Origin of the sequence: Ruminococcus flavefaciens AE3010, from assembly GCF_000526795.1 — a bacterium.
In the GTDB taxonomy this organism is placed as follows: Bacteria; Bacillota; Clostridia; order Oscillospirales; family Ruminococcaceae; genus Ruminococcus; species Ruminococcus flavefaciens_D.
On record NZ_JAGT01000001.1, the window covers coordinates 499,853 to 518,871 of the forward strand.

General features: G+C 42.8%; 21 protein-coding genes. 17 read left to right on the forward strand and 4 right to left on the reverse strand.

The features are described 5' to 3' along the window. Nucleotides 1-32 precede the first annotated feature (32 nt). The 4 genes from N774_RS0102220 (at nt 33) to N774_RS0102235 (ending at nt 4,263) form a co-directional block, all read left to right on the forward strand. Entirely contained in the window at nt 33-1,115 is a 1,083-nt protein-coding gene (locus tag N774_RS0102220; protein WP_024859671.1) for a hypothetical protein, read from the forward strand. Between the two features lie 12 nt (nt 1,116-1,127). Further along, nucleotides 1,128-1,598, forward strand: a complete 471-nt coding sequence (locus N774_RS0102225) for a hypothetical protein (protein ID WP_024859672.1) — start codon at nt 1,128-1,130, stop codon at nt 1,596-1,598. 124 nt (nt 1,599-1,722) lie between these two features. Then, on the forward strand, nt 1,723-3,561 hold the full coding sequence (glmS, locus tag N774_RS0102230) for a glutamine--fructose-6-phosphate transaminase (isomerizing) (RefSeq protein WP_024859673.1): 1,839 nt from the start codon (nt 1,723-1,725) through the stop codon (nt 3,559-3,561). A gap of 135 nt (nt 3,562-3,696) precedes the next feature. Next, complete coding sequence (locus tag N774_RS0102235) at nt 3,697-4,263, forward strand: class I SAM-dependent methyltransferase (RefSeq protein WP_080770537.1); 567 nt, start codon at nt 3,697-3,699, stop codon at nt 4,261-4,263. An 8-nt stretch (nt 4,264-4,271) separates the two neighbouring features. On the opposite strand, the gene yunB is transcribed toward N774_RS0102235, so the two are convergent. Continuing rightward, entirely contained in the window at nt 4,272-4,919 is a 648-nt protein-coding gene (yunB, locus tag N774_RS0102240) for a sporulation protein YunB (RefSeq protein WP_024859675.1), read from the reverse strand. 120 nt (nt 4,920-5,039) lie between these two features. Here yunB and N774_RS0102245 point away from each other — a divergent pair, with 120 nt between their 5' ends. The 5 genes from N774_RS0102245 to N774_RS0102265 all read left to right on the forward strand — a co-directional run bounded on the left by N774_RS0102245 (nt 5,040) and on the right by N774_RS0102265 (nt 11,272). After that, the gene (locus N774_RS0102245; protein WP_024859676.1) at nt 5,040-7,607 is read left to right on the forward strand and encodes a translation factor GTPase family protein; all 2,568 of its coding nucleotides are present in this window, start codon (nt 5,040-5,042) and stop codon (nt 7,605-7,607) included. Nucleotides 7,608-7,835: 228 nt separating this feature from the next. Continuing rightward, on the forward strand, nt 7,836-9,233 hold the full coding sequence (locus tag N774_RS0102250) for a pyruvate carboxylase subunit B (RefSeq protein WP_024859677.1): 1,398 nt from the start codon (nt 7,836-7,838) through the stop codon (nt 9,231-9,233). 12 nt (nt 9,234-9,245) lie between these two features. Next, nucleotides 9,246-9,635, forward strand: a complete 390-nt coding sequence (locus N774_RS0102255; protein WP_024859678.1) for an OadG family transporter subunit — start codon at nt 9,246-9,248, stop codon at nt 9,633-9,635. Nucleotides 9,636-9,637: 2 nt separating this feature from the next. Next, nucleotides 9,638-10,039, forward strand: coding sequence for a biotin/lipoyl-containing protein (locus N774_RS0102260; RefSeq protein WP_024859679.1), 402 nt, complete (start codon nt 9,638-9,640; stop codon nt 10,037-10,039). Between the two features lie 12 nt (nt 10,040-10,051). Continuing rightward, complete coding sequence (locus tag N774_RS0102265) at nt 10,052-11,272, forward strand: sodium ion-translocating decarboxylase subunit beta (protein WP_024859680.1); 1,221 nt, start codon at nt 10,052-10,054, stop codon at nt 11,270-11,272. A gap of 56 nt (nt 11,273-11,328) precedes the next feature. Here N774_RS0102265 and N774_RS19695 read toward each other — a convergent pair whose 3' ends face one another. Beyond that, on the reverse strand, nt 11,329-11,532 hold the full coding sequence (locus N774_RS19695; protein WP_347496229.1) for a DNA alkylation repair protein: 204 nt from the start codon (nt 11,530-11,532) through the stop codon (nt 11,329-11,331). Beyond that, a complete protein-coding gene (locus tag N774_RS16660; RefSeq protein ID WP_242836540.1) occupies nt 11,453-11,992 on the reverse strand; it encodes a DNA alkylation repair protein in 540 nt (179 codons plus the stop codon). Before N774_RS16660 ends, N774_RS19695 begins: the two co-directional genes overlap by 80 nt. Before the next feature lie 256 nt (nt 11,993-12,248). Here N774_RS16660 and N774_RS0102275 point away from each other — a divergent pair, with 256 nt between their 5' ends. The 8 genes from N774_RS0102275 to N774_RS0102310 all read left to right on the forward strand — a co-directional run bounded on the left by N774_RS0102275 (nt 12,249) and on the right by N774_RS0102310 (nt 18,414). Continuing rightward, nucleotides 12,249-13,469 carry a phosphoglycerate kinase gene (locus N774_RS0102275; RefSeq protein ID WP_024859681.1) on the forward strand — a complete coding sequence of 407 codons (1,221 nt, stop codon included), beginning with the start codon at nt 12,249-12,251 and terminating at the stop codon, nt 13,467-13,469. Nucleotides 13,470-13,531: 62 nt separating this feature from the next. Beyond that, nucleotides 13,532-13,759 (forward strand): hypothetical protein, encoded by a 228-nt coding sequence (locus tag N774_RS0102280; protein ID WP_024859682.1) that lies wholly within the window; start codon nt 13,532-13,534, stop codon nt 13,757-13,759. Nucleotides 13,760-13,777: 18 nt separating this feature from the next. Further along, nucleotides 13,778-14,554, forward strand: coding sequence for a triose-phosphate isomerase (gene tpiA / locus N774_RS0102285; protein ID WP_024859683.1), 777 nt, complete (start codon nt 13,778-13,780; stop codon nt 14,552-14,554). A gap of 60 nt (nt 14,555-14,614) precedes the next feature. Beyond that, nucleotides 14,615-16,135 (forward strand): 2,3-bisphosphoglycerate-independent phosphoglycerate mutase, encoded by a 1,521-nt coding sequence (gpmI, locus tag N774_RS0102290; RefSeq protein ID WP_024859684.1) that lies wholly within the window; start codon nt 14,615-14,617, stop codon nt 16,133-16,135. A 113-nt stretch (nt 16,136-16,248) separates the two neighbouring features. Then, nucleotides 16,249-17,292 (forward strand): FAD:protein FMN transferase, encoded by a 1,044-nt coding sequence (locus N774_RS0102295; RefSeq protein ID WP_024859685.1) that lies wholly within the window; start codon nt 16,249-16,251, stop codon nt 17,290-17,292. After that, nucleotides 17,285-17,641, forward strand: coding sequence for a NusG domain II-containing protein (locus N774_RS0102300; protein WP_024859686.1), 357 nt, complete (start codon nt 17,285-17,287; stop codon nt 17,639-17,641). Before N774_RS0102295 ends, N774_RS0102300 begins: the two co-directional genes overlap by 8 nt. Nucleotide 17,642: 1 nt before the next feature. After that, a complete protein-coding gene (locus tag N774_RS0102305; protein WP_024859687.1) occupies nt 17,643-18,143 on the forward strand; it encodes a Gx transporter family protein in 501 nt (166 codons plus the stop codon). Between the two features lie 52 nt (nt 18,144-18,195). After that, nucleotides 18,196-18,414 (forward strand): hypothetical protein, encoded by a 219-nt coding sequence (locus N774_RS0102310; protein WP_242836542.1) that lies wholly within the window; start codon nt 18,196-18,198, stop codon nt 18,412-18,414. Nucleotides 18,415-18,438: 24 nt separating this feature from the next. Here the strand turns inward: N774_RS0102310 and N774_RS0102315 are convergent, their stop codons facing one another. Then, a complete protein-coding gene (locus N774_RS0102315; protein ID WP_024859689.1) occupies nt 18,439-18,954 on the reverse strand; it encodes a cob(I)yrinic acid a,c-diamide adenosyltransferase in 516 nt (171 codons plus the stop codon). Nucleotides 18,955-19,019: the final 65 nt, after the last annotated feature.

Here is a 19,019-nt window from a genome sequence, read left to right on the forward strand (position 1 = left end):
TTTAATATAAAGATATTGATGAGGTGAAAAAGATGCCTGATGTTATGGAATACAAGTGTCCTGCCTGCGGCGGAAAGCTTGAATTTGACAGCAACACTCAGAAGATGAAATGCCCCTTTTGTGATTCTGAATTTGATGTTGAGTCTTTAAAGGAATATGACAGTGTTCTTGAAAATGCCAAGGAAGATGATATGGCATGGGAATCAGAAGCGGGAAGCGAATGGAGCGAGGGCGAAGCTGAGGGCATGCGTGTTTATAAGTGCAAGTCCTGCGGCGGCGAGATCATTACAGACGCAACTACTTCCGCAACTACGTGTCCCTACTGTGATAATCCTGTTGTTATGAGCGGTAATTTCTCGGGTGTACTCAAGCCTGATAGAATAATTCCTTTCAAATTCGATAAAAATGCAGCAAAAAACGCGCTTAATAAACATATTGAGGGCAGAAAGCTGCTTCCAAAGGTTTTCAAGGACCAGAATCACATCGACGAAATTAAGGGAGTTTACGTTCCTGTATGGCTTTTTGACGCCGAAGCTGACGCTCAGATTATATACAAGGCTGAAAAAATTAAACGCAGGAGCGACAACAACTTCAATTATATTGAAAGAAGCTACTACTCTGTAAGACGTGAGGGCAGTGTTGTTTTTGAAAACGTACCTGTAGACGGCTCAAAGAAAATGGCCGATGAGCTTATGGAGTCCATAGAACCGTTTGATGCAAATGGTGCTGTTGATTTCCAGACTGCATATTTATCGGGATATCTTGCGGATAAATACGATGTAACAGCCGAGGATAGCGTTGAACGTGCAAATCAGCGTATAAAAAATACAACGGAGCAGCTTTTCGCAAGCACTGTACAGGGATATGATACGTTCAATAAGGAAAACGGAAATATTTCTCTTAAAGGAGGAAAAGCGAAATACGCGCTTTATCCCGTATGGCTCCTTAATACTACATGGAACGGAAATAAGTATACCTTTGCTATGAACGGTCAGACGGGTAAATTTGTGGGAGATCTGCCTGTCGATTCGGGAGCAGCTATGAAGTGGTTCATTGGCGTATCGGCAGCTGCAACTGCTGTTTGCTTTATTTTGATGCGTGTTTTAGGCTTATAAGGAGATGAGAAAATGAGTTTGAAAAAATTCGCAGCAGCTGCTGCTTCTGTTTTGCTTATGTTCTGTGCAGCAGGCTCAATGGGTCAGAAAACTCCTTCACTTAATATTGCAATGACGGCTTCTGCAGATTATGAATTTGAATTTATTGACGAGGACGATGCCGAAGATATACTGAATGACTATGCAGGTGAATATGACGCAAGTGCAGGTACACAAGATGAACGTGTTGGCGCAAGTCAGCCAAGCCCTATACAGACATTTTTTATCAGTCTTATAATCGGAATGCTTATAGGATTTGTAGTTGTATCGATAATGAGATCAAGTATGAAGTCTGTTCACAAAAAAGCAGGTGCAACAGATTATCGAAAGCAGGATGGTTTCAAGCTGTCCGTCAAAACAGACGACCACCTTGGCACTAAAGTCGAAAAATCTCCTATTGCAAGAGCAACAGCCCCTACTCAGAATAATATTTCAAAGAAATAATACTATCCGCAATATTTGAGTTGACAAAACAACATCTTTGTTATATAATAAATATACTATGGCTTTTTTCAATATAAATTATTGATTAATAAAAGATTATTACATAAACTGGAGGAAATAAAATATGTGCGGAATCGTTGGCTTTACAGGAAGTGCGCAGGCAGCACCTATTCTGCTTGACGGACTTTCAAAGCTTGAATACAGAGGCTATGACTCAGCGGGAATCGCTGTTCGTGACGGCGAAAAAGAGACTGAGGTCGTAAAGGCTAAGGGAAAGCTTAAAGTCCTCAAGGAAATGACAAATAACGGTAATGCTGTAAAGGGCGATTGCGGTATTGGTCATACACGCTGGGCAACTCACGGTGAGCCGTCAGCTCTCAATGCTCATCCTCACAGCAGTGACGACGAAAATGTTATTGCAGTTCATAACGGTATTATCGAGAATTATCAGGAGCTCAAGGAGAAGCTTGTAAAGAGTGGTTACAGCTTCAATTCTCAGACAGATACCGAGGTAGCTGTCAAACTTATCGACTACTATTTCAAGAAGTACGGTCTCGGACCAGTAGATTCTATTGCTCGCGCAATGATCCGTATAAGAGGTTCTTACGCTTTATGCGTAATGTTCAAGGATTATCCCGGTGAGATATATACTGCACGTAAGGACAGCCCGATGATAATCGGTATCGCAAACGGTGAAACATATGTTGCTTCCGATGTTCCCGCTATCCTTAAATATACAAGAAATGTATACTATATCGGCAATATGGAGATCGCTAAGCTTGAAAAGGGGGCAGTTACTTTCTACAATATTGACCGTGAAGAGATCACAAAGCCTCTCACAGAGATCAAGTGGGACGCTGAGGCTGCTGAAAAGGGCGGTTTCGAGCACTTCATGCTCAAGGAGATTCACGAGCAGCCAAAGGTTGTGCGTGATACTATCAACTCAGTAATAAAAGACGGAAAGATCGATTTCTCCGATGTGGGACTCACAGACGAGGAAATGCAGAAGATCAGTCAGATATACATTGTTGCCTGCGGAAGCGCATATCACGTTGGTATGGCTGCACAGTATGTTATTGAGGACTTCACATCTATTCCTGTAAGAGTTGAGCTTGCTTCCGAATTCAGATACAGAAAGATGTCTCTTGTTAAGGACAGTCTTGTTATAATCATCAGCCAGTCAGGTGAAACAGCTGACAGCCTTGCAGCTCTCAGAGAGGCAAAGGCTAAGGGCATAATGACTCTTGGTATCGTTAATGTTGTTGGTTCTTCAATTGCACGTGAAGCTGATAACGTATTCTACACACTTGCAGGTCCCGAGATTTCTGTTGCAACTACAAAGGCATACAGCACTCAGCTCATTGCTGCATATCTGCTTGCCCTTCAGTTTGCTGTTGCAAGAGGAGAAATGACAGAGGAGAAGTGTGAAGAGCTTCTTAATGAGCTTTACACTATTCCTGACAAGATCGAAAAGATACTTGAGGATAAGGAGCGTATCCAGTGGTATGCAAACAAGCTTGCAAGCGCTAAGGACGCATTCTTTATCGGACGAGGCATTGACTACGCTATCGGACTTGAGGGAAGCCTCAAGATGAAAGAGATCAGCTATATCCACTCCGAGGCTTACGCCGCAGGTGAGCTCAAGCACGGTCCTATCAGCCTTATCGAGGAGGGCGTGCCTGTTATCGGTGTACTTACCCAGCAGGATCTTTATGAAAAGACCGTAAGCAATATGGTCGAGGTAAAGAGCCGTGGCGCTTCTCTCATGGGACTTACAACATATGGGAATTACAGTATGGAGGATCTTGCTGACTTTACAGTATATATTCCTCAGACCGATTGCCATTTTGCAGGCAGTCTCTCGGTCATCCCGCTTCAGCTTCTCGGATACTATGTATCGGTTGCAAAGGGCTATGATGTAGATAAGCCGAGAAATCTTGCAAAGAGTGTTACAGTAGAATAATTACAAAAAGGCTGTCGTTTTACGTCAGCCTTTTTAGGTTGAAGACGGAACAGGAGAATAAGAGTGAAAGACAAAAAAGTATCAATAACCGAATTGGGTGATCCGCGCAAGCCTCATGGCGACGCAGGTGCAGAAATGCTTGCAGGCATGAACGAACACCATGCTCCCGTAACAGATTGGGCTCTTGGATTTTTTGAGTTCAGGGATAATGACAATGTTCTTGATATTGGCTGCGGCGGCGGTGAGACAATAAGAAAAATGTCGCAAAAGGTTAAAAACGGAAAGATCATCGGTGTGGATTACTCTGAGCTTTCTGTAAAACTTTCAACAAAGCATAATATAAACGATGTTGAATGTGGAAAAGTCAAAGTCGCTGAAGCATCTGTAGAGAAACTTCCTTTCGAGGATAATTCTTTTGATAAAATAATTACGGTTGAGAGCTTTTATTTCTGGCCTGAGCCGCAGCAAAATCTTAAAGAAGTATACCGTGTTCTTGCAAAAGGCGGTAAATTCCTTATCGTTGCTGATATAAACGGCGATGCAGAGCTTGACAAGGAAGATATTGAAGGGATACAAAAGTATCGGCTCTTCAATCCCACACTTGCAGAATTTTATGAACTTCTTGAAAATGCAGGCTTTAAAGCAATAAAAATACACACTCAGGACGGTAAAAAATGGGTTTGTGCAGAGGGAAACAAGTAAAATCAGACTCAATTGACTGAATCAATAAAAGAATATGGGTTATAGTCGGGCACATCTCCAACGATTACGTTTTCAGCGATAATAAACTCAAACTCCACACATGTCTCAAAGCTGTAAAGCGGTACTGATGATGTCATTTTTACCTTTATGATCGCAGTTATCCTGTGGCATGTCTGATTGACTCCTGCACTTTGGAAGTCGTTTCGGAGCTTTATCTGTGCCGAACCTACAGGCGATACTCTTATTCTGATTTTAGGACCTTTACCTGACAGAATATGTGAGTTTGCAAGCGAACCTATTGGTATTTTAGTTGATTTTTGACTGCTTTTTTCAAGGTTTCTGTTTAAAAGTTCTCCAAGCTCTGACTGTACCTTGTTGATGTTATAAGGTATAGTCTCTATCGCTGTGACTTTTTTCTTGTCGTCATATAAAACAGCTGCAAAATCGCTGTATGTAAATCTGTTATCTTCTAGGTAATCCGAGACTGTTTTTTCGATAATATCAGTGGCGTTCTTCTGAGCAATATGCTCCGCCTGCAATTCAGCTACGGGACTTATTCTTTTTTCTATTATAAATAGAATGACCAAGAAAGCCAAAGTCACAAATACAACAAATATTTTACATCTTGATTTGCCGGATTTTTTTCTGTACCTCATATTCCACCTTATTTTAGTATTTATTGGTATTATATTCTTTATTATATCGTTATGTGATAGTTTATTTGTATTCAGTTTTCTTTATTATGAAATTATTCATATGTAACAGGAGGTGATACGATGAAAAGAATTACTGTTGGAATAACTGCTCATGTGGATTCGGGTAAGACAACACTTGCAGAAGCGATGCTTTATAAGTCAGGAAGTATACGCAGTCTCGGACGAGTTGACAGCGGAAATACAGTTCTTGACACAAATTCAATAGAAAAAGAACGCGGAATTACCATTTTTTCTGCACAGGCTGAGCTTTTCACAAAGGATTCTCGGATCACGCTCCTTGATACTCCTGGACACGTCGATTTTCTTGCAGAAACCGAGCGAACTATGTGTGTCCTTGATTATGCTATATTAGTTATAAGCGGTACAGACGGCGTTCAGAGCCACACTTCCACATTATGGAATATGCTCAGAAAGTATGAAGTACCTGTTTTTATCTTCGTAAATAAAATGGACCTTATTGGTGCTGATAAAAGCTTTGTTGTAAATGATCTCAGAAGCCGCCTGTCGCAGAACATAGTTGATTTTACAGCTGATTACCGCGATATTTCGGAAAATACAGCACTTTGCGATGAAGAGATCATGGAAAAATACGTTGAAAACGGCTTCGTGGAAAAGAATGATATTATACATGCTCTGAACGAGCGACGAGTTTTTCCCTGCTTTTTCGGCTCTGCTTTAAAGATGCAGGGCGTTGAGGAGTTTTTATCGGTTATTGATGAATACACATGCGAAAAAACATACCGAAATGAATTCAGTGCCAAGGTCTATAAGATCTCTTACGACTCAAAAGGGAGCCGTCTCACTCATATGAAGATAACAGGCGGCTGTCTGAAAATGAGGGACGAGCTTTGTTATACTGACTGCGATGGCAGCGAGCAAAAAAGCAAAGTAAGCTCTATTCGTTTTTACACAGGCGAAAAGTTTAGAACATCTGATACCGCAGAAGCAGGTGATATATGTGCTTTAACAGGTCTTGTCGGAACTTTTGCGGGACAGGGTATAGGCTCCGAGAGAAGTTCAAGCGATGTTTTGTTTGAGCCTGTTATGACGTATAGAGTTATTTATCCAAAAGAAAAAAATGCCTTTGATGTTCTTAAAGAGCTCCGGCTTCTTGAAGATGAAGATCCTCAGCTCCATATTTGCTGGAATGAGCAGAACAAAGACATTCATATACAGATAATGGGGGCTGTACAGCTTGAAGTGCTGACAAAGCTTGTTTTTGAACGTTTCGGATATGCTGTCTCATTTGAGAATGGTGCGGTCACTTATAAAGAAACTATAAAATCATCTGTTGAGGGAGTAGGACATTATGAGCCCCTGCGCCACTATGCCGAAGCTCATATACTTCTTGAACCAATGCCGAGAGGCAGCGGCATTATCTTTGATACAGTATGCTCCGAGGATGAGCTTGATCGCAACTGGCAGAGACTGATATTGACACATCTTGAAGAGAAAACTCATCTTGGTGTTCTGACAGGTTCCCCCATAACCGATATAAAGATGACTCTCGTTTCGGGAAAAGCACATTTGAAGCATACAGAGGGCGGAGATTTCCGACAGGCAACTTACCGCGCCGTAAGACAGGGACTTCGTCTTGCTGAATCTATATTGCTTGAACCATACTATGATTATGAGATAGAACTTCCCACTGAAAATGTCGGTAAAGCAATATCTGATCTCCAGCATATGTGTGCAGAATTCGAGGCTCCCGAAAGTCTTGGAGAGATGTCAATAATTCGTGGAAACGCACCTGTTTCCGAGATAAACGACTACCGCTCTGACTTTATTGCATATACTCACGGAAAGGGAAGAATATCTTTTGCACTTAGCGGCTACAAAGAGTGTCACAATACTGAAGAGGTAATTGAAGAAATAGGTTATGATTGTGACAGGGATACCGAAAACAGTGCTGATTCAATATTTTGCAGTCACGGAGCGGGATATGTCGTAAAATGGAATGAAGCCTATGAACATATGCACCTTCCGCTTATTTCAAATGATGCCGAAGATATTGACAGCAACGAACAGCGAAACGAAAAAGCTGCCAGATTCATTGAAAAAGCCGTAAGTGACGAGGAGCTTATGGCGATATTTGAAATGACCTACGGTAAGATAAACAGAGATCCCGTAAGAGCCTTCAAGAAAACGAAAGCTGCATCGATAGAAGATAAAAAAGTTCGGCTTCCTCAATATGAGGGACCTGACTATCTTCTCGTTGACGGATATAATATTATTTTTGCATGGGACGACCTCAAAAAGATAGCTGAGGAGAATTTAGACGCCGCAAGAGCCGAGCTGATACACAGAATGTGCAATTATCAGGGCTATAACGGAAGTGAACTTATCCTTGTGTTTGATGCTTACAAAGTAAAGGGCAAGCATCGTGACATTGAAAAGTATTGCAATATTAATATTGTTTACACAAAGGAATCGGAAACAGCTGATTCTTACATTGAAAAGGTCAGTCATGAGCTTTCGAAGAAACACAGAGTCCGCGTGGCGACTTCTGACGGACTTGAACAGATGATAATTCTCGGTAACGGAGCAATGAGGATATCCGCAGCAGAATTCAGAAAGCGGGTAGATGCTGCCGAGAGCGCAATAAAAGAGTTTATTGACGCATTATAATAGCAATAAAAGACTTGCGATGTGCAAGTCTTTTTGTTTGTTCTGTGTCAGATTTTGTTTAAATAAAAAAATAATTATAAAATTGGAAAAAATAGTGGAAATTTGTTTTTAACTGTGATATAATAAAATTTGATTGGGGTTTTTGCAGGAAATGCATTATATCCCACTGTTTAATTACTTATATAAATTTTTTCTGCTATGCAGAGTTATTTTTGAGGAGGCTTGTACATGAAAAAAGTGCAACTGACAGAAACCGTTTTGCGTGACGCCAATCAGTCATTGATGGCAACACGTCTGCCTTATTCGGATTATGAGGGTATCCTCGCCGATATGGACAAGGCAGGATATTACTCTATCGAGTGCTGGGGCGGAGCTACCTTCGACTCATGTCTGCGTTATCTCGGTGAGGATCCGTGGGAGAGACTTCGCAATCTCAGAAAGAATCTTCCCAACAGCAGACTCCAGATGCTTCTCAGAGGTCAGAATCTTCTGGGCTATAAGCACTACCACGACGATGTAGTAGAGAAGTTCATTGAACTTTCTATCAAAAACGGTATCGACGTTATCCGTATCTTTGATGCTCTCAATGATTTCAGAAATATTGGTACAGCTCTTGAAGCTACGAAGAAATACGCAACAGAAAAGACTATCGCTTCAGGATGTATCTCATACACACAGAGCCCCGTACATACAGTTGACAAGTATATTGAGATGTGCAAGGAGCTCAAGACAATGGGCTTTGATACCATCTGCCTCAAGGATATGGCAGGTACAATGTCTCCTTATGAGGCTGAGCATCTTATAAAGGGCATCAAGGACGCTATCGGCGATATGACACTTATACTCCATACTCACTGTACAACAGGTATGGCTTATATGACACTTACCAAGGCTATCGAGTCAGGCATTGATGTTATCGACTGTGCAACATCATGCTTCTCAGGCGGTACATCTCAGCCTGCAACAGAGACAATGTTCTATGCTCTCCAGCAGTACGGCATTGAGTCAGGTCTTAATGAGGACATTATAAATAAAGTAAACGATTACTTCAAGCCTATCAAGCAGAAGTATATCGACAACGGACAGCTCAACCCAAAGAGCCTTGCAACAGATGCTCAGGCTCTCGTTTACAAGGTGCCCGGCGGTATGCTTTCAAATATGATCGCCAACCTTACAGATATGCACGCTATGGATAAGTTTGATGATGCTCTCGCTGAAATTCCAAAGGTAAGAGCCGATATGGGTTATCCTCCGCTTGTTACCCCTCTTTCACAGATGGTGGGAAATCAGGCTGTAACAAACGTTCTTGTAGGCGAAAGATACAAGAATATCTCCAAGGAGATAAAGAATTACATAAAAGGCGAATACGGCAATCCTCCTGCACCTATCGCACAGGAGCTTGTTGAGAAGGTACTCGGTGACAGCGAAGCAGTTGACTGCCGTATCGAGGATCAAAAGCGCACAGGCGAAGAGTTCACAGCTGCAAGAGAAGCTCTCGGTGACCTTTGCCGCAGCGAGGAAGATGTAATGAGCTACATCTGCTATCCCGATCAGACTATAAAGTTCCTTAATGACCGCAAGGCTAAGGAAGAGAATGAAGCAGTATACACAATTGAAGAAATGTAAGGAGGCAGAGTTATGTATGATAATCTCTTGATTTCTGCCGCTTCTCAGGCTGTTGACGATATGTCTGTCGGCGACGCAGCAGTAACCGCTTTATTCGGATACGCTGTTGTTTTTGCAGGACTTGTGTGTCTTATGATAGTTCTGTATATTACAGGATCTATTTTCAAATCCAAGGACGCAAAAGCAAAGGCTGCCGCAGAAGCTGCTGCAAAAAAGGCTGCTCCCACAGTTCCTGCAGCTGAAACAAAGGCAGAGCTTCCTCTTGCACCGGGCTCAGCAGGTCATGTCAAGCTCTTTGACGTTCCTGATAAGGAAGCTGCAATGATAATGGCTATCGTTGCCGATAAAATGCAGAAGCCGCTCAATGAGCTGCACTTTATTTCCATTAAGGAGGTCAAATAATCATGAAATATAAAGTTACACTTAACGGTAAAACCTATGAAGTAGAGGTAGAGCAGGGAAAAGCTGTTCTTCTTGAAGAATATGAAGCACTTGCCCCGGCTCAGGCAGCACCTGCAGCTCCTGCTGCCGCTGCTCCGACAGCAGCTCCTGCTCCTGCGGCTGCACCCGCCGCTCCTGTAAATCTTGCAGCAGGCGAGACAGTAACAGCACCTATGCCCGGAAATATCCTCCGAGTTGACGTAGCTCAGGGCGATACAGTAAAGGCAGGTCAGATTCTCATTATACTTGAGGCTATGAAAATGGAGAACGAGATCGTTGCTCCGAAGGATGGCACAGTTGCTCAGGTCGTTACAAGCAAGGGAGCAGTTGTTGATACTGGCGCTCCTCTTGTTGTTATAGCATAAGGGGGACAGAAAATGGACATTCTCGAAACCCTAAAGACCCTTTGGGAAAGCTCTGGCTTCCATAGCTTTCTCATTGACGGAGGCTGGAAAAATCTCATAATGATTTTTGTTGCCTGCGTCCTTCTTTACCTCGGAATAAAGAAAAAGTTTGAACCGCTTCTTCTTGTTGGTATTGCGTTTGGCTGTCTTCTCGTTAACCTTTCATACTTTATAGGCGGCGACACTTCCGATGCACTTTATCACCTTGATCTCTGGGATCAGTTCCTCGATGAAGGCAGTGAGTTCCACCACAGCTACGGACACATTATGGCTCACGGCGGACTTCTTGATATCCTTTATATGGGTGTTAAGGCAGGTATCTACCCTTCACTTATATTCATGGGCGTTGGTGCTATGACAGACTTCGGTCCGCTCATTTCCAATCCTAAGAGCCTTCTCCTGGGCGCTGCTGCTCAGATGGGCGTATTCCTCGCATTTTTTGGAGCTATATGTCTCGGATTTACAGGCAGTGAAGCAGCTTCCATCGGTATCATCGGCGGTGCCGACGGTCCTACTGCTATATTCCTGACGACACGTCTTGCTCCTCATCTGCTCGGTGCCATTGCTATCGCAGCTTATTCATACATGGCTCTTATCCCTATGATACAGCCGCCTCTTATGAAGCTCCTTACAACTAAGAAGGAGAGAGAGGTAAAAATGGAGCAGACACGAGTTGTTTCCAAGACAGAGAAGATCATTTTCCCGATAATCGTTGCAATGTTTGTTATTCTTCTTCTCCCGTCAACCGCTCCTCTTATCGGCTGCCTTATGCTCGGTAATCTCTGGAGAGAGTGCGGAGTTACAGAGAGACTTTCCGATACAGTACAGAATGCTCTTATGAACATCGTAACTGTATTCCTCGGAATCTCTGTTGGTGCAACAACGGTTGCTGACAGATTCCTTTCACTTGAGACGATCAAGATCATAGTTCTTGGTCTTACAGCATTCTGCTTCTCAACTGTCGGCGGACTTCTTGTCGGCAAGATCATGTACAAGGTCACAGGCGGCAAGGTAAATCCTCTTATCGGTTCCGCAGGTGTTTCTGCCGTTCCTATGGCTGCTCGTGTATCTCAGATGGAAGGTCAGAAGGCTAATCCTTCAAACTTCCTGCTCATGCACGCTATGGGCCCGAACGTAGCAGGCGTTATTGGTTCTGCTATCGCAGCAGGTTTCCTCCTTGCAGTATTTAAGTAAAATAATATAAAAATGACCCGAAGGCAAGCCATACGACCTGCTTTCGGGTTTGTTTTTTAGATATATTTGCTTGCTTCTTTTAAACTCAGGCTGCTTAAAGCGCTTTTATTTCGCTCTATGAAGCTCTTTACCCAAGCGGGAGCTGTTTTTGAGTATTCCCTCAGCGCCCATCCGATAGCTTTATTTATAAAGAATTCGTCGGTACCAAGGCAATTGAGTATTATTTTTGATAACAGCTCGGTATCGGTTTTTTTCTTTATATGCCAGCTGGTGCTGGATAGCTGTTCTTTTCAGCCAGATATTATCGCTTTCGGACCATTCTATCATAATTTTGCCGACTCTGTTATCTCTCAGACCGATATCACCGATGACTTTGCAAAGAAAATCAATAGTATCCCACCATGATCTGGCGGTAATATAAGACTTTATTTTCTCAATATCTTCAAAAGTAAGGTGCTTCTTCATAGCAATAAGATAATCATAAACAAGATACTGTAATTCTCTGTGTTCATCTTCATAGCATTTATCAAGGAAATCCCAGTCTATTGTTTTTCCTTTTTTCTCTGATTTGATGAAGTCTTTATATAATTCCTTGCGCTCAGGCGAGGGTATACCATAGAATACGAATTTGTTTTTCATATATTTTGACATAGCTGCGGCATTTTCAGGATCTGCATGCCTTTCAAACAGGTCTTTTATCGAAATGTACTTGCTCATCATTTTCACCTTGAATACTTTTATAAGATTTTTGCAAATAATATTATACATTACACACGCAGTTTTGTCAAATAAACGCCCGAATTCGTGGACATTTCTGCCTTTTTTGAGCCTGCTACAAAAATTTTACATCTTTAACTTGAAAAATATTACGGAAAAGCTTGCAAAATCTTTCAGAATAGTGTAAAATAGAAATGTACGTTGTTAATATTATAACAACAGCTAAGAATGTATTATATTACGAAAGGATGTCATACCCATGGCAGGATTAAACAAGGTTACTGTAGAAGACATTAACGTTAAGGGCAGAAAGGTACTCGTTAGAGTTGATTTCAACGTTCCTATGAAGGACGGCGTTATCACAAACGATAACAGAATCCAGGCTGCTCTCCCAACTATCAATAAGCTCGTTGAGAACGGTGCAAAGGTTGTTCTTTGCTCACACCTCGGCAAGCCAAAGAACGGTCCTGAGGCTAAGTTCTCTCTTGCTCCCGCAGCTAAGAGACTCGGCGAACTCGTTAAGACAAATGTTATCTTCGCAGCTGACGATACAGTTGTAGGCGACAACGCTAAGAAGGCTGTTGCAGCTATGAAGGACGGCGATATCGTAGTTCTCGAGAATACACGTTTCCGCGGCGACGAGGAGACAAAGAACGGTGAGCAGTTCTCCAAGGAGCTTGCTGACCTTATCGACGGCGAAGTATTCGTAATGGACGCTTTCGGTTCTGCTCACAGAGCTCATGCTTCAACAGCAGGCGTTACAAAGTTCGTTAAGGAGACAGCTGTTGGTTACCTCATGCAGAAGGAGATCCAGTACCTCGGTAATGCAGTAGAGGTTCCAGAGAGACCGTTCGTTGCTATCCTCGGCGGCGCTAAAGTAGCTGATAAGCTCAACGTTATCTCTAACCTCCTTGAAAAGTGCGATACACTTATCATCGGCGGTGGTATGGCTTACACATTTATAAAGGCACAGGGCGGTTCTATCGGTAAGTCACTGGTTGACGAAGAGAAGCTCGACTACTGCAAGGAAATGCTTGCAAAGGCTGAGAAGCTCGGTAAGAAGATCCTTCTCCCTGTTGATACAGCTATCGCTGCTTCATTCCCTGATCCTATCGACGCTGAGATCGCTGTAGACTACGTTGACGCTGACAAGATCCCTGCTGACAAGATGGGACTTGATATCGGACCAAAGACAGCTGCTATCTTTGCTGAGGCTGCAAAGTCTGCTAAGACAGTTGTTTGGAACGGACCTATGGGCGTATTTGAGAACCCAACACTCAAGAAGGGTACAGTTGCTGTTTGTGAGGCTCTCGCTGAGGCTGATGCTACAACTATCATCGGCGGCGGTGACTCTGCTACAGCTGCTATCCAGCTCGGCTTTGCTGATAAGATGAGCCACATCTCAACAGGCGGCGGTGCTTCACTTGAATACCTTGAGGGTAAGGTACTCCCAGGCGTTGCAGCTATCGCTGAAAAGTAAGAATATAAACAATCGGGCGGATAGAGATATTCGCCCTTATTGTGATAAATGGGGATACGATTATGAAAAAATGTAACTGCACATGCAAATTTACTGAGGAACTCAAAAGCAGCGGTACAGCTATATGGCTGTTTGCTGTATGCAGCTTCCTTGCAGGCATCATCTTAGGTTTTTTCCTTTCTCCAATAAAGAAAGGCGTAAAAATAGGCTGCAACAACGGTAACAGCTCTTATAAAAGCGAGCCGGATATGCTGCCGTACTACGACGATGAAGACGAAATCAAATTCTGATAAAAGGAGTTAATTAACATGAACAAGTCATTAAGAAAGGCTATTATCGCAGGTAACTGGAAAATGAACAAGACTCGTCCCGAGGCAAAGGCACTTCTCGAGGCTATCAAGCCCCTCGTTGCAAACGCTGAGGGTAAGATCGAGGTAATCGCTTGCGTACCTTTTACAAACCTTGAAACAGCTATCAACACAACAGCAGGCAGCAACGTAAAGATCGGTGCTGAGAACGTTCACTTTGAGAAGAGCGGCGCTTTCACAGGCGAAATTTCTGCTGATATGCTCACAGAGCTTGGCGTTGAGTACGTTGTTATCGGTCACAGCGAGAGAAGACAGTACTTCGGCGAGACAGACGAGACTGTTAACAAGAGAACTATTGCTGCTCTTGAAGCAGGTCTCAAGCCTATCGTTTGTGTTGGCGAGCTCAAATGGGAGCGCGAGTGCAACATCACTGAGGAAGTTATCGCTCGTCAGATCAAGCTCGACCTTTGGTCACTGACAGCAGAGCAGGTAAAGAATGTAGTTATCGCTTATGAGCCTGTATGGGCTATCGGTACAGGTCTTACAGCTACTCCCGATCAGGCTGAGGAAGTTTGCGGATTTATCCGTGCACAGCTTGCTAAGCTTTTCGATCAGGCTACAGCTGACGCTGTAACTATCCAGTACGGCGGTTCTATGAATGCTAAGAACGCTGCCGAGCTTCTTGCTAAGCCCAACATCGACGGCGGTCTTATCGGCGGTGCTTCACTGAAGGCTGAGGACTTTAACGTAATCGTACAGGCTGCTGTAAACGGCTGATAAAGTTTATATTTATGAGGGCGGATATTTTCCGCCCTTATGTATGAAAGGAAAATTATAATGTCAAAAAAACCTGTTGCACTTATAATCATGGACGGCTTCGGCTACAATCCCGATACATACGGCAATGCTATCGCTGCCGCTAAGAAGCCCAACATAGACAAATACATGGCTGAGTGCCCCAATACTATAATCGGCGCAAGCGGACTTGACGTTGGTCTGCCCGACGGACAGATGGGCAACTCTGAGGTAGGTCACACCAATATCGGTGCAGGACGTATCGTTTATCAGATGCTCGTTAAGATCTCCAAGGATATCAAGGACGGCACCTTCTTCAATAACAAGGCTATCCTTGATGCTATGAATAACTGCAAGGCAAAGGGCAGCGCCCTCCACCTTATGGGACTTCTTTCACCCGGCGGTGTTCACAGCCATATGGAGCACATGTACGGTATCGTTGAAATGGCTAAGAAAAACGGTCTTGACAAGGTTTATATCCATGCGTTCCTTGACGGACGTGATGTTCCGCCTTCGTCTGCTGCCGAGTATATGGAAGAAGCAGTTGCAGAGCTCAACAAGATCGGCCTCGGCAAGGTAGCTACTATCTCCGGACGTTTCTACGCAATGGACAGGGATAACGCTTGGGACAGAGTTGAAAAGGCTTATGCTGCACTGGTTTACGGTGAGGGCGTAAAGGAAACAGATCCTGTACAGGCTATCAAGAACTCCTACGCTAATGAAGTTACTGACGAGTTCATGCTTCCTACTGTTATCGAGGGCGGCGCTCAGATAAAGGCTGACGACAGCGTTATCTTCTTCAATTTCCGTCCTGACAGAGCAAGACAGATCACACGTTCATTCGTTGATCCTGAGTTCAGCGGTTTTGAGAGAAGAAACGGCTTCTTTAATGTTAACTTTGTATGCATGGCTCAATATGATGCAACAATGCCAAATGTATCAGTTGCATATCCTCCCGAGCAGCTCACAATGACAATGGGCGAGTACCTTGCAAAGCTTGGCAAGACACAGCTCCGTATTGCTGAGACACAGAAGTATGCGCACGTTACATTCTTCTTCAACGGTGGTGAAGAGAAGCAGTTCGAGGGCGAAGACAGAATTCTTATCAAGTCGCCTGACGTTCCAACATTCGACCTCAAGCCTGAAATGAGCGCTTATGAGGTTTGCGATGCTGTATGCGAAGCGATCGACTCAGACAAGTATGATGTTATCATACTCAACTACGCAAACTGCGACATGGTAGGTCATACAGGCATATTCGATGCAGCTGTAAAGGCTGTTGAGGCAACTGATACCTGCGTAGGACGTATGGTAGACAAGATACTTGCAAAGGGCGGTGCTGCTCTTATTACAGCTGATCACGGTAACGCTGATAAGATGATGGAGCCTGACGGCAGTCCTTTCACAGCTCATACAACAAACCCTGTTCCGCTCATTGCAGTCGGTGTAGAGGGTGAGCTTATTGAAGGCGGCGTTCTTGCAGACCTTGCACCTACAATGCTCGATATCATGGGAGTACCTCAGCCTGCTGAAATGACAGGAAAGAGTCTCCTCAAGAAGTAATATTAAAAGCGGATCAAGTGATCCGCTTTTTTGTTGCATTTGGTTTACTTATGTGGTTGCAAATACTAACAAAAAATGGTATAATTATTTGAGTTTAAATTAGGAGAGCACTTATGTCAGTAAAAAAAAGCCTGATATTAATGTTGTTTGCCGCGTCTGCATTTTTTGTCGGCTGCGGCAGCACGAATAACGATGATAGAAAAACTTACGAAGCTGTGACCCGTGATGTATTTGCAATGGATACATATATGAATATGAAAGCCTATGGCAAAGAAGCTGAAACAGCTCTTGAAGAGGCAGAAAATCGAATACATAAGCTTGAAGAGGAATTGTCAGCTACATCTGAGACAAGCGATATATGGAAGATAAATCATTCCAACGGAAATGAGGTCGCGCTATGCGATGACACAGCTGTACTGATTGAAAAAGCGATCGAAGTCGGCAGCTGCACCAATGGAGCCCTTGATATTACTGTTTTTCCTATTCTTAAAGAATGGGGATTTACAACAGGGGAGTATCATATACCAGAAAAAGCTAAGCTCGATACACTGCTGAGTAATGTGGATTACAGAAAAATCGAGATTGATGGGAATTCTGTTTCAATTCCTTATAATTCCGAGATTGATCTTGGAGCACTTGCAAAAGGATATACAGGTGACGAAATAATGAAAATATTCAAGTCACATGGTATCGATTCGGCAATAGTAAGTCTCGGAGGTAATGTTCAGGCAATTGGAAGCAAGCCTGATGCCTCGGCATGGAAAGTTGCGGTACGTGACCCTTTTTCTCCCGATACAGATATGTGCGTTGTTGAGGTAAAGGACAAGGCTGTAATAACTTCGGGCAACTATGAAAGATTCTTCACTGATGATTACGGTCAAAAATACTGGCATATAATTGATCCTGCTGATGGGTATCCTGCTGATAACGGCTTTGTTTCGGTCACAGTAATAGGCGATAACGGACTTAACTGCGACTGCCTTTCAACAGCACTTTTTGTTGCAGGAGAAGATGGATATGAAAATATAATAAAAGAGTATGCCGATTACGATTTTATCTTTGTTACAGACGATGAAAAAATTCTCTATACGAAAGGGATTGCTGATAATTTCCAAAATATTAGCTCCATGACTGCTGAGGTGATTGCTGTTGACTAAAGGACTGAAAGCTCTTATTATTTCTGTTGGTCTGATATTTTTAGTGTCTCTTACTGCGGTGTTATTAAGTCTGAGGAAAACTGATAAGACCTATGTGGAGATAGTTCAGAACAATAAGGTCATATATTCATTTGACCTTGCAGTCGAAAAGAACAGGACATTTTGTATAGAAGCTGCTGACGGCGGCTGGAATGAAGTAAAGATCGAAAACGGAGAGATATCGATATGCGATGCGGATTGTCCTGACAGGACCTGTGTAAAAACAGGTATTCTGCGCTCTGAAAGTGTACCTATAGTATGTCTGCCGCACAGACTTGTCATCAGATTTGCTGATAAGGAGAATAAATAGAATGAAAGCACGCAGAATCACTAAACTTGCACTTTTAACAGCTGTGGCGCTCATAATATTCATCATCGAGCTTCAGATACCGAACATCATACCTATTCCGGGCGTTAAGCTTGGACTTGCAAACATCGTTACCGTATATGCTGTTTATAAGTATTCTGCAAAGGAAACTGCTGCCATAGTATTGACAAGAGTATTGCTTGGCGCCATTTTCGGAGGTAATATAGCAGCTATAATGTACAGCATGGCCGGTGCTGTTATGTGTCTTGTAGGTATGCTGCTTGTCAAACGTATCGTTCCTTTGAAGTATATTTGGCTCAGCAGTATTTTAGGCGCGATACTGCATAATACAGGACAGATCATAGTTGCTGTTCTCGTTATGCGGTCCTTTGCGGTCATCTCTGTATATCCGTTTTTGCTTACAGCAGGCTGTATCGCAGGAGCGTTCACAGGTTTATGTGCGCAGTTTCTCATTAAAAGAGGAAGTCTTGAAAAAACGGATTGAAAATTTCTTCGGGATATGTTATAATATCTTTGAGGTGAAAAGAATGAATCCAATGAATATGATAAAGCTGAAATCACTTTTTGATAGGTTCAAGGAGAATCATCCGAAGCTGCCGCTTTTCTTTAAAGCTGCCGTTGGCTCGGTCAGAGAGGGGAGTATTATCGAGATAAAGGTAATTCCTCCCGAAAGTGATGAAAAGACGATAATAACAAATCTTAAAGTTAATTCCGAAGACATCGCTCTTTTTGAAGAGCTGAAAGATATGACATAAAAAGCTGCCGCTTATGCGGCAGCTTTAGTATTCTATACCTTTTCTTGCAGAAATTCCCTTATTGTATGGGTGCTTTACAGCTTTCATTTCAGTCAGATAATCAGCAGCTTCAATCAGCTTATCCGAAGGAGCGCGTCCCGTCATAACTACCTCGCATTTGCTTATCATGTTATCTATAATCTTATCCGCAAGCTCTGTATCAACGAGCTTTTTATTGTATGCATCAAGGAATTCGTCAAGTACGATAAGCTGAACGTCACCGTCTATTAGTATTTTTTCCGCTCTTCTGAGCATTTCGTTATGCTCTTCGGTAACTGCGCTGAGTTCCTTATCATTCATTAAAAAAGTGAATTTGCTGCATTTTTCACAGCATATCACATCAATATTCTCAATATTTTTCAGAACGGATATCTCAGAGGAAGAACCGTTTTTCAAAAACTGAAATACGGCTGTTTTAAGACATGCACCGCTTGCACGTACAGCAAGACCTATTGCAGCAGTAGTTTTCCCTTTTCCGTTTCCGTAATAAATATGAAGCATTACTATCACCTCAGATATATTATATCATTTTAAATTACTGTTTGCAACTCTGAAATTTCTTGACA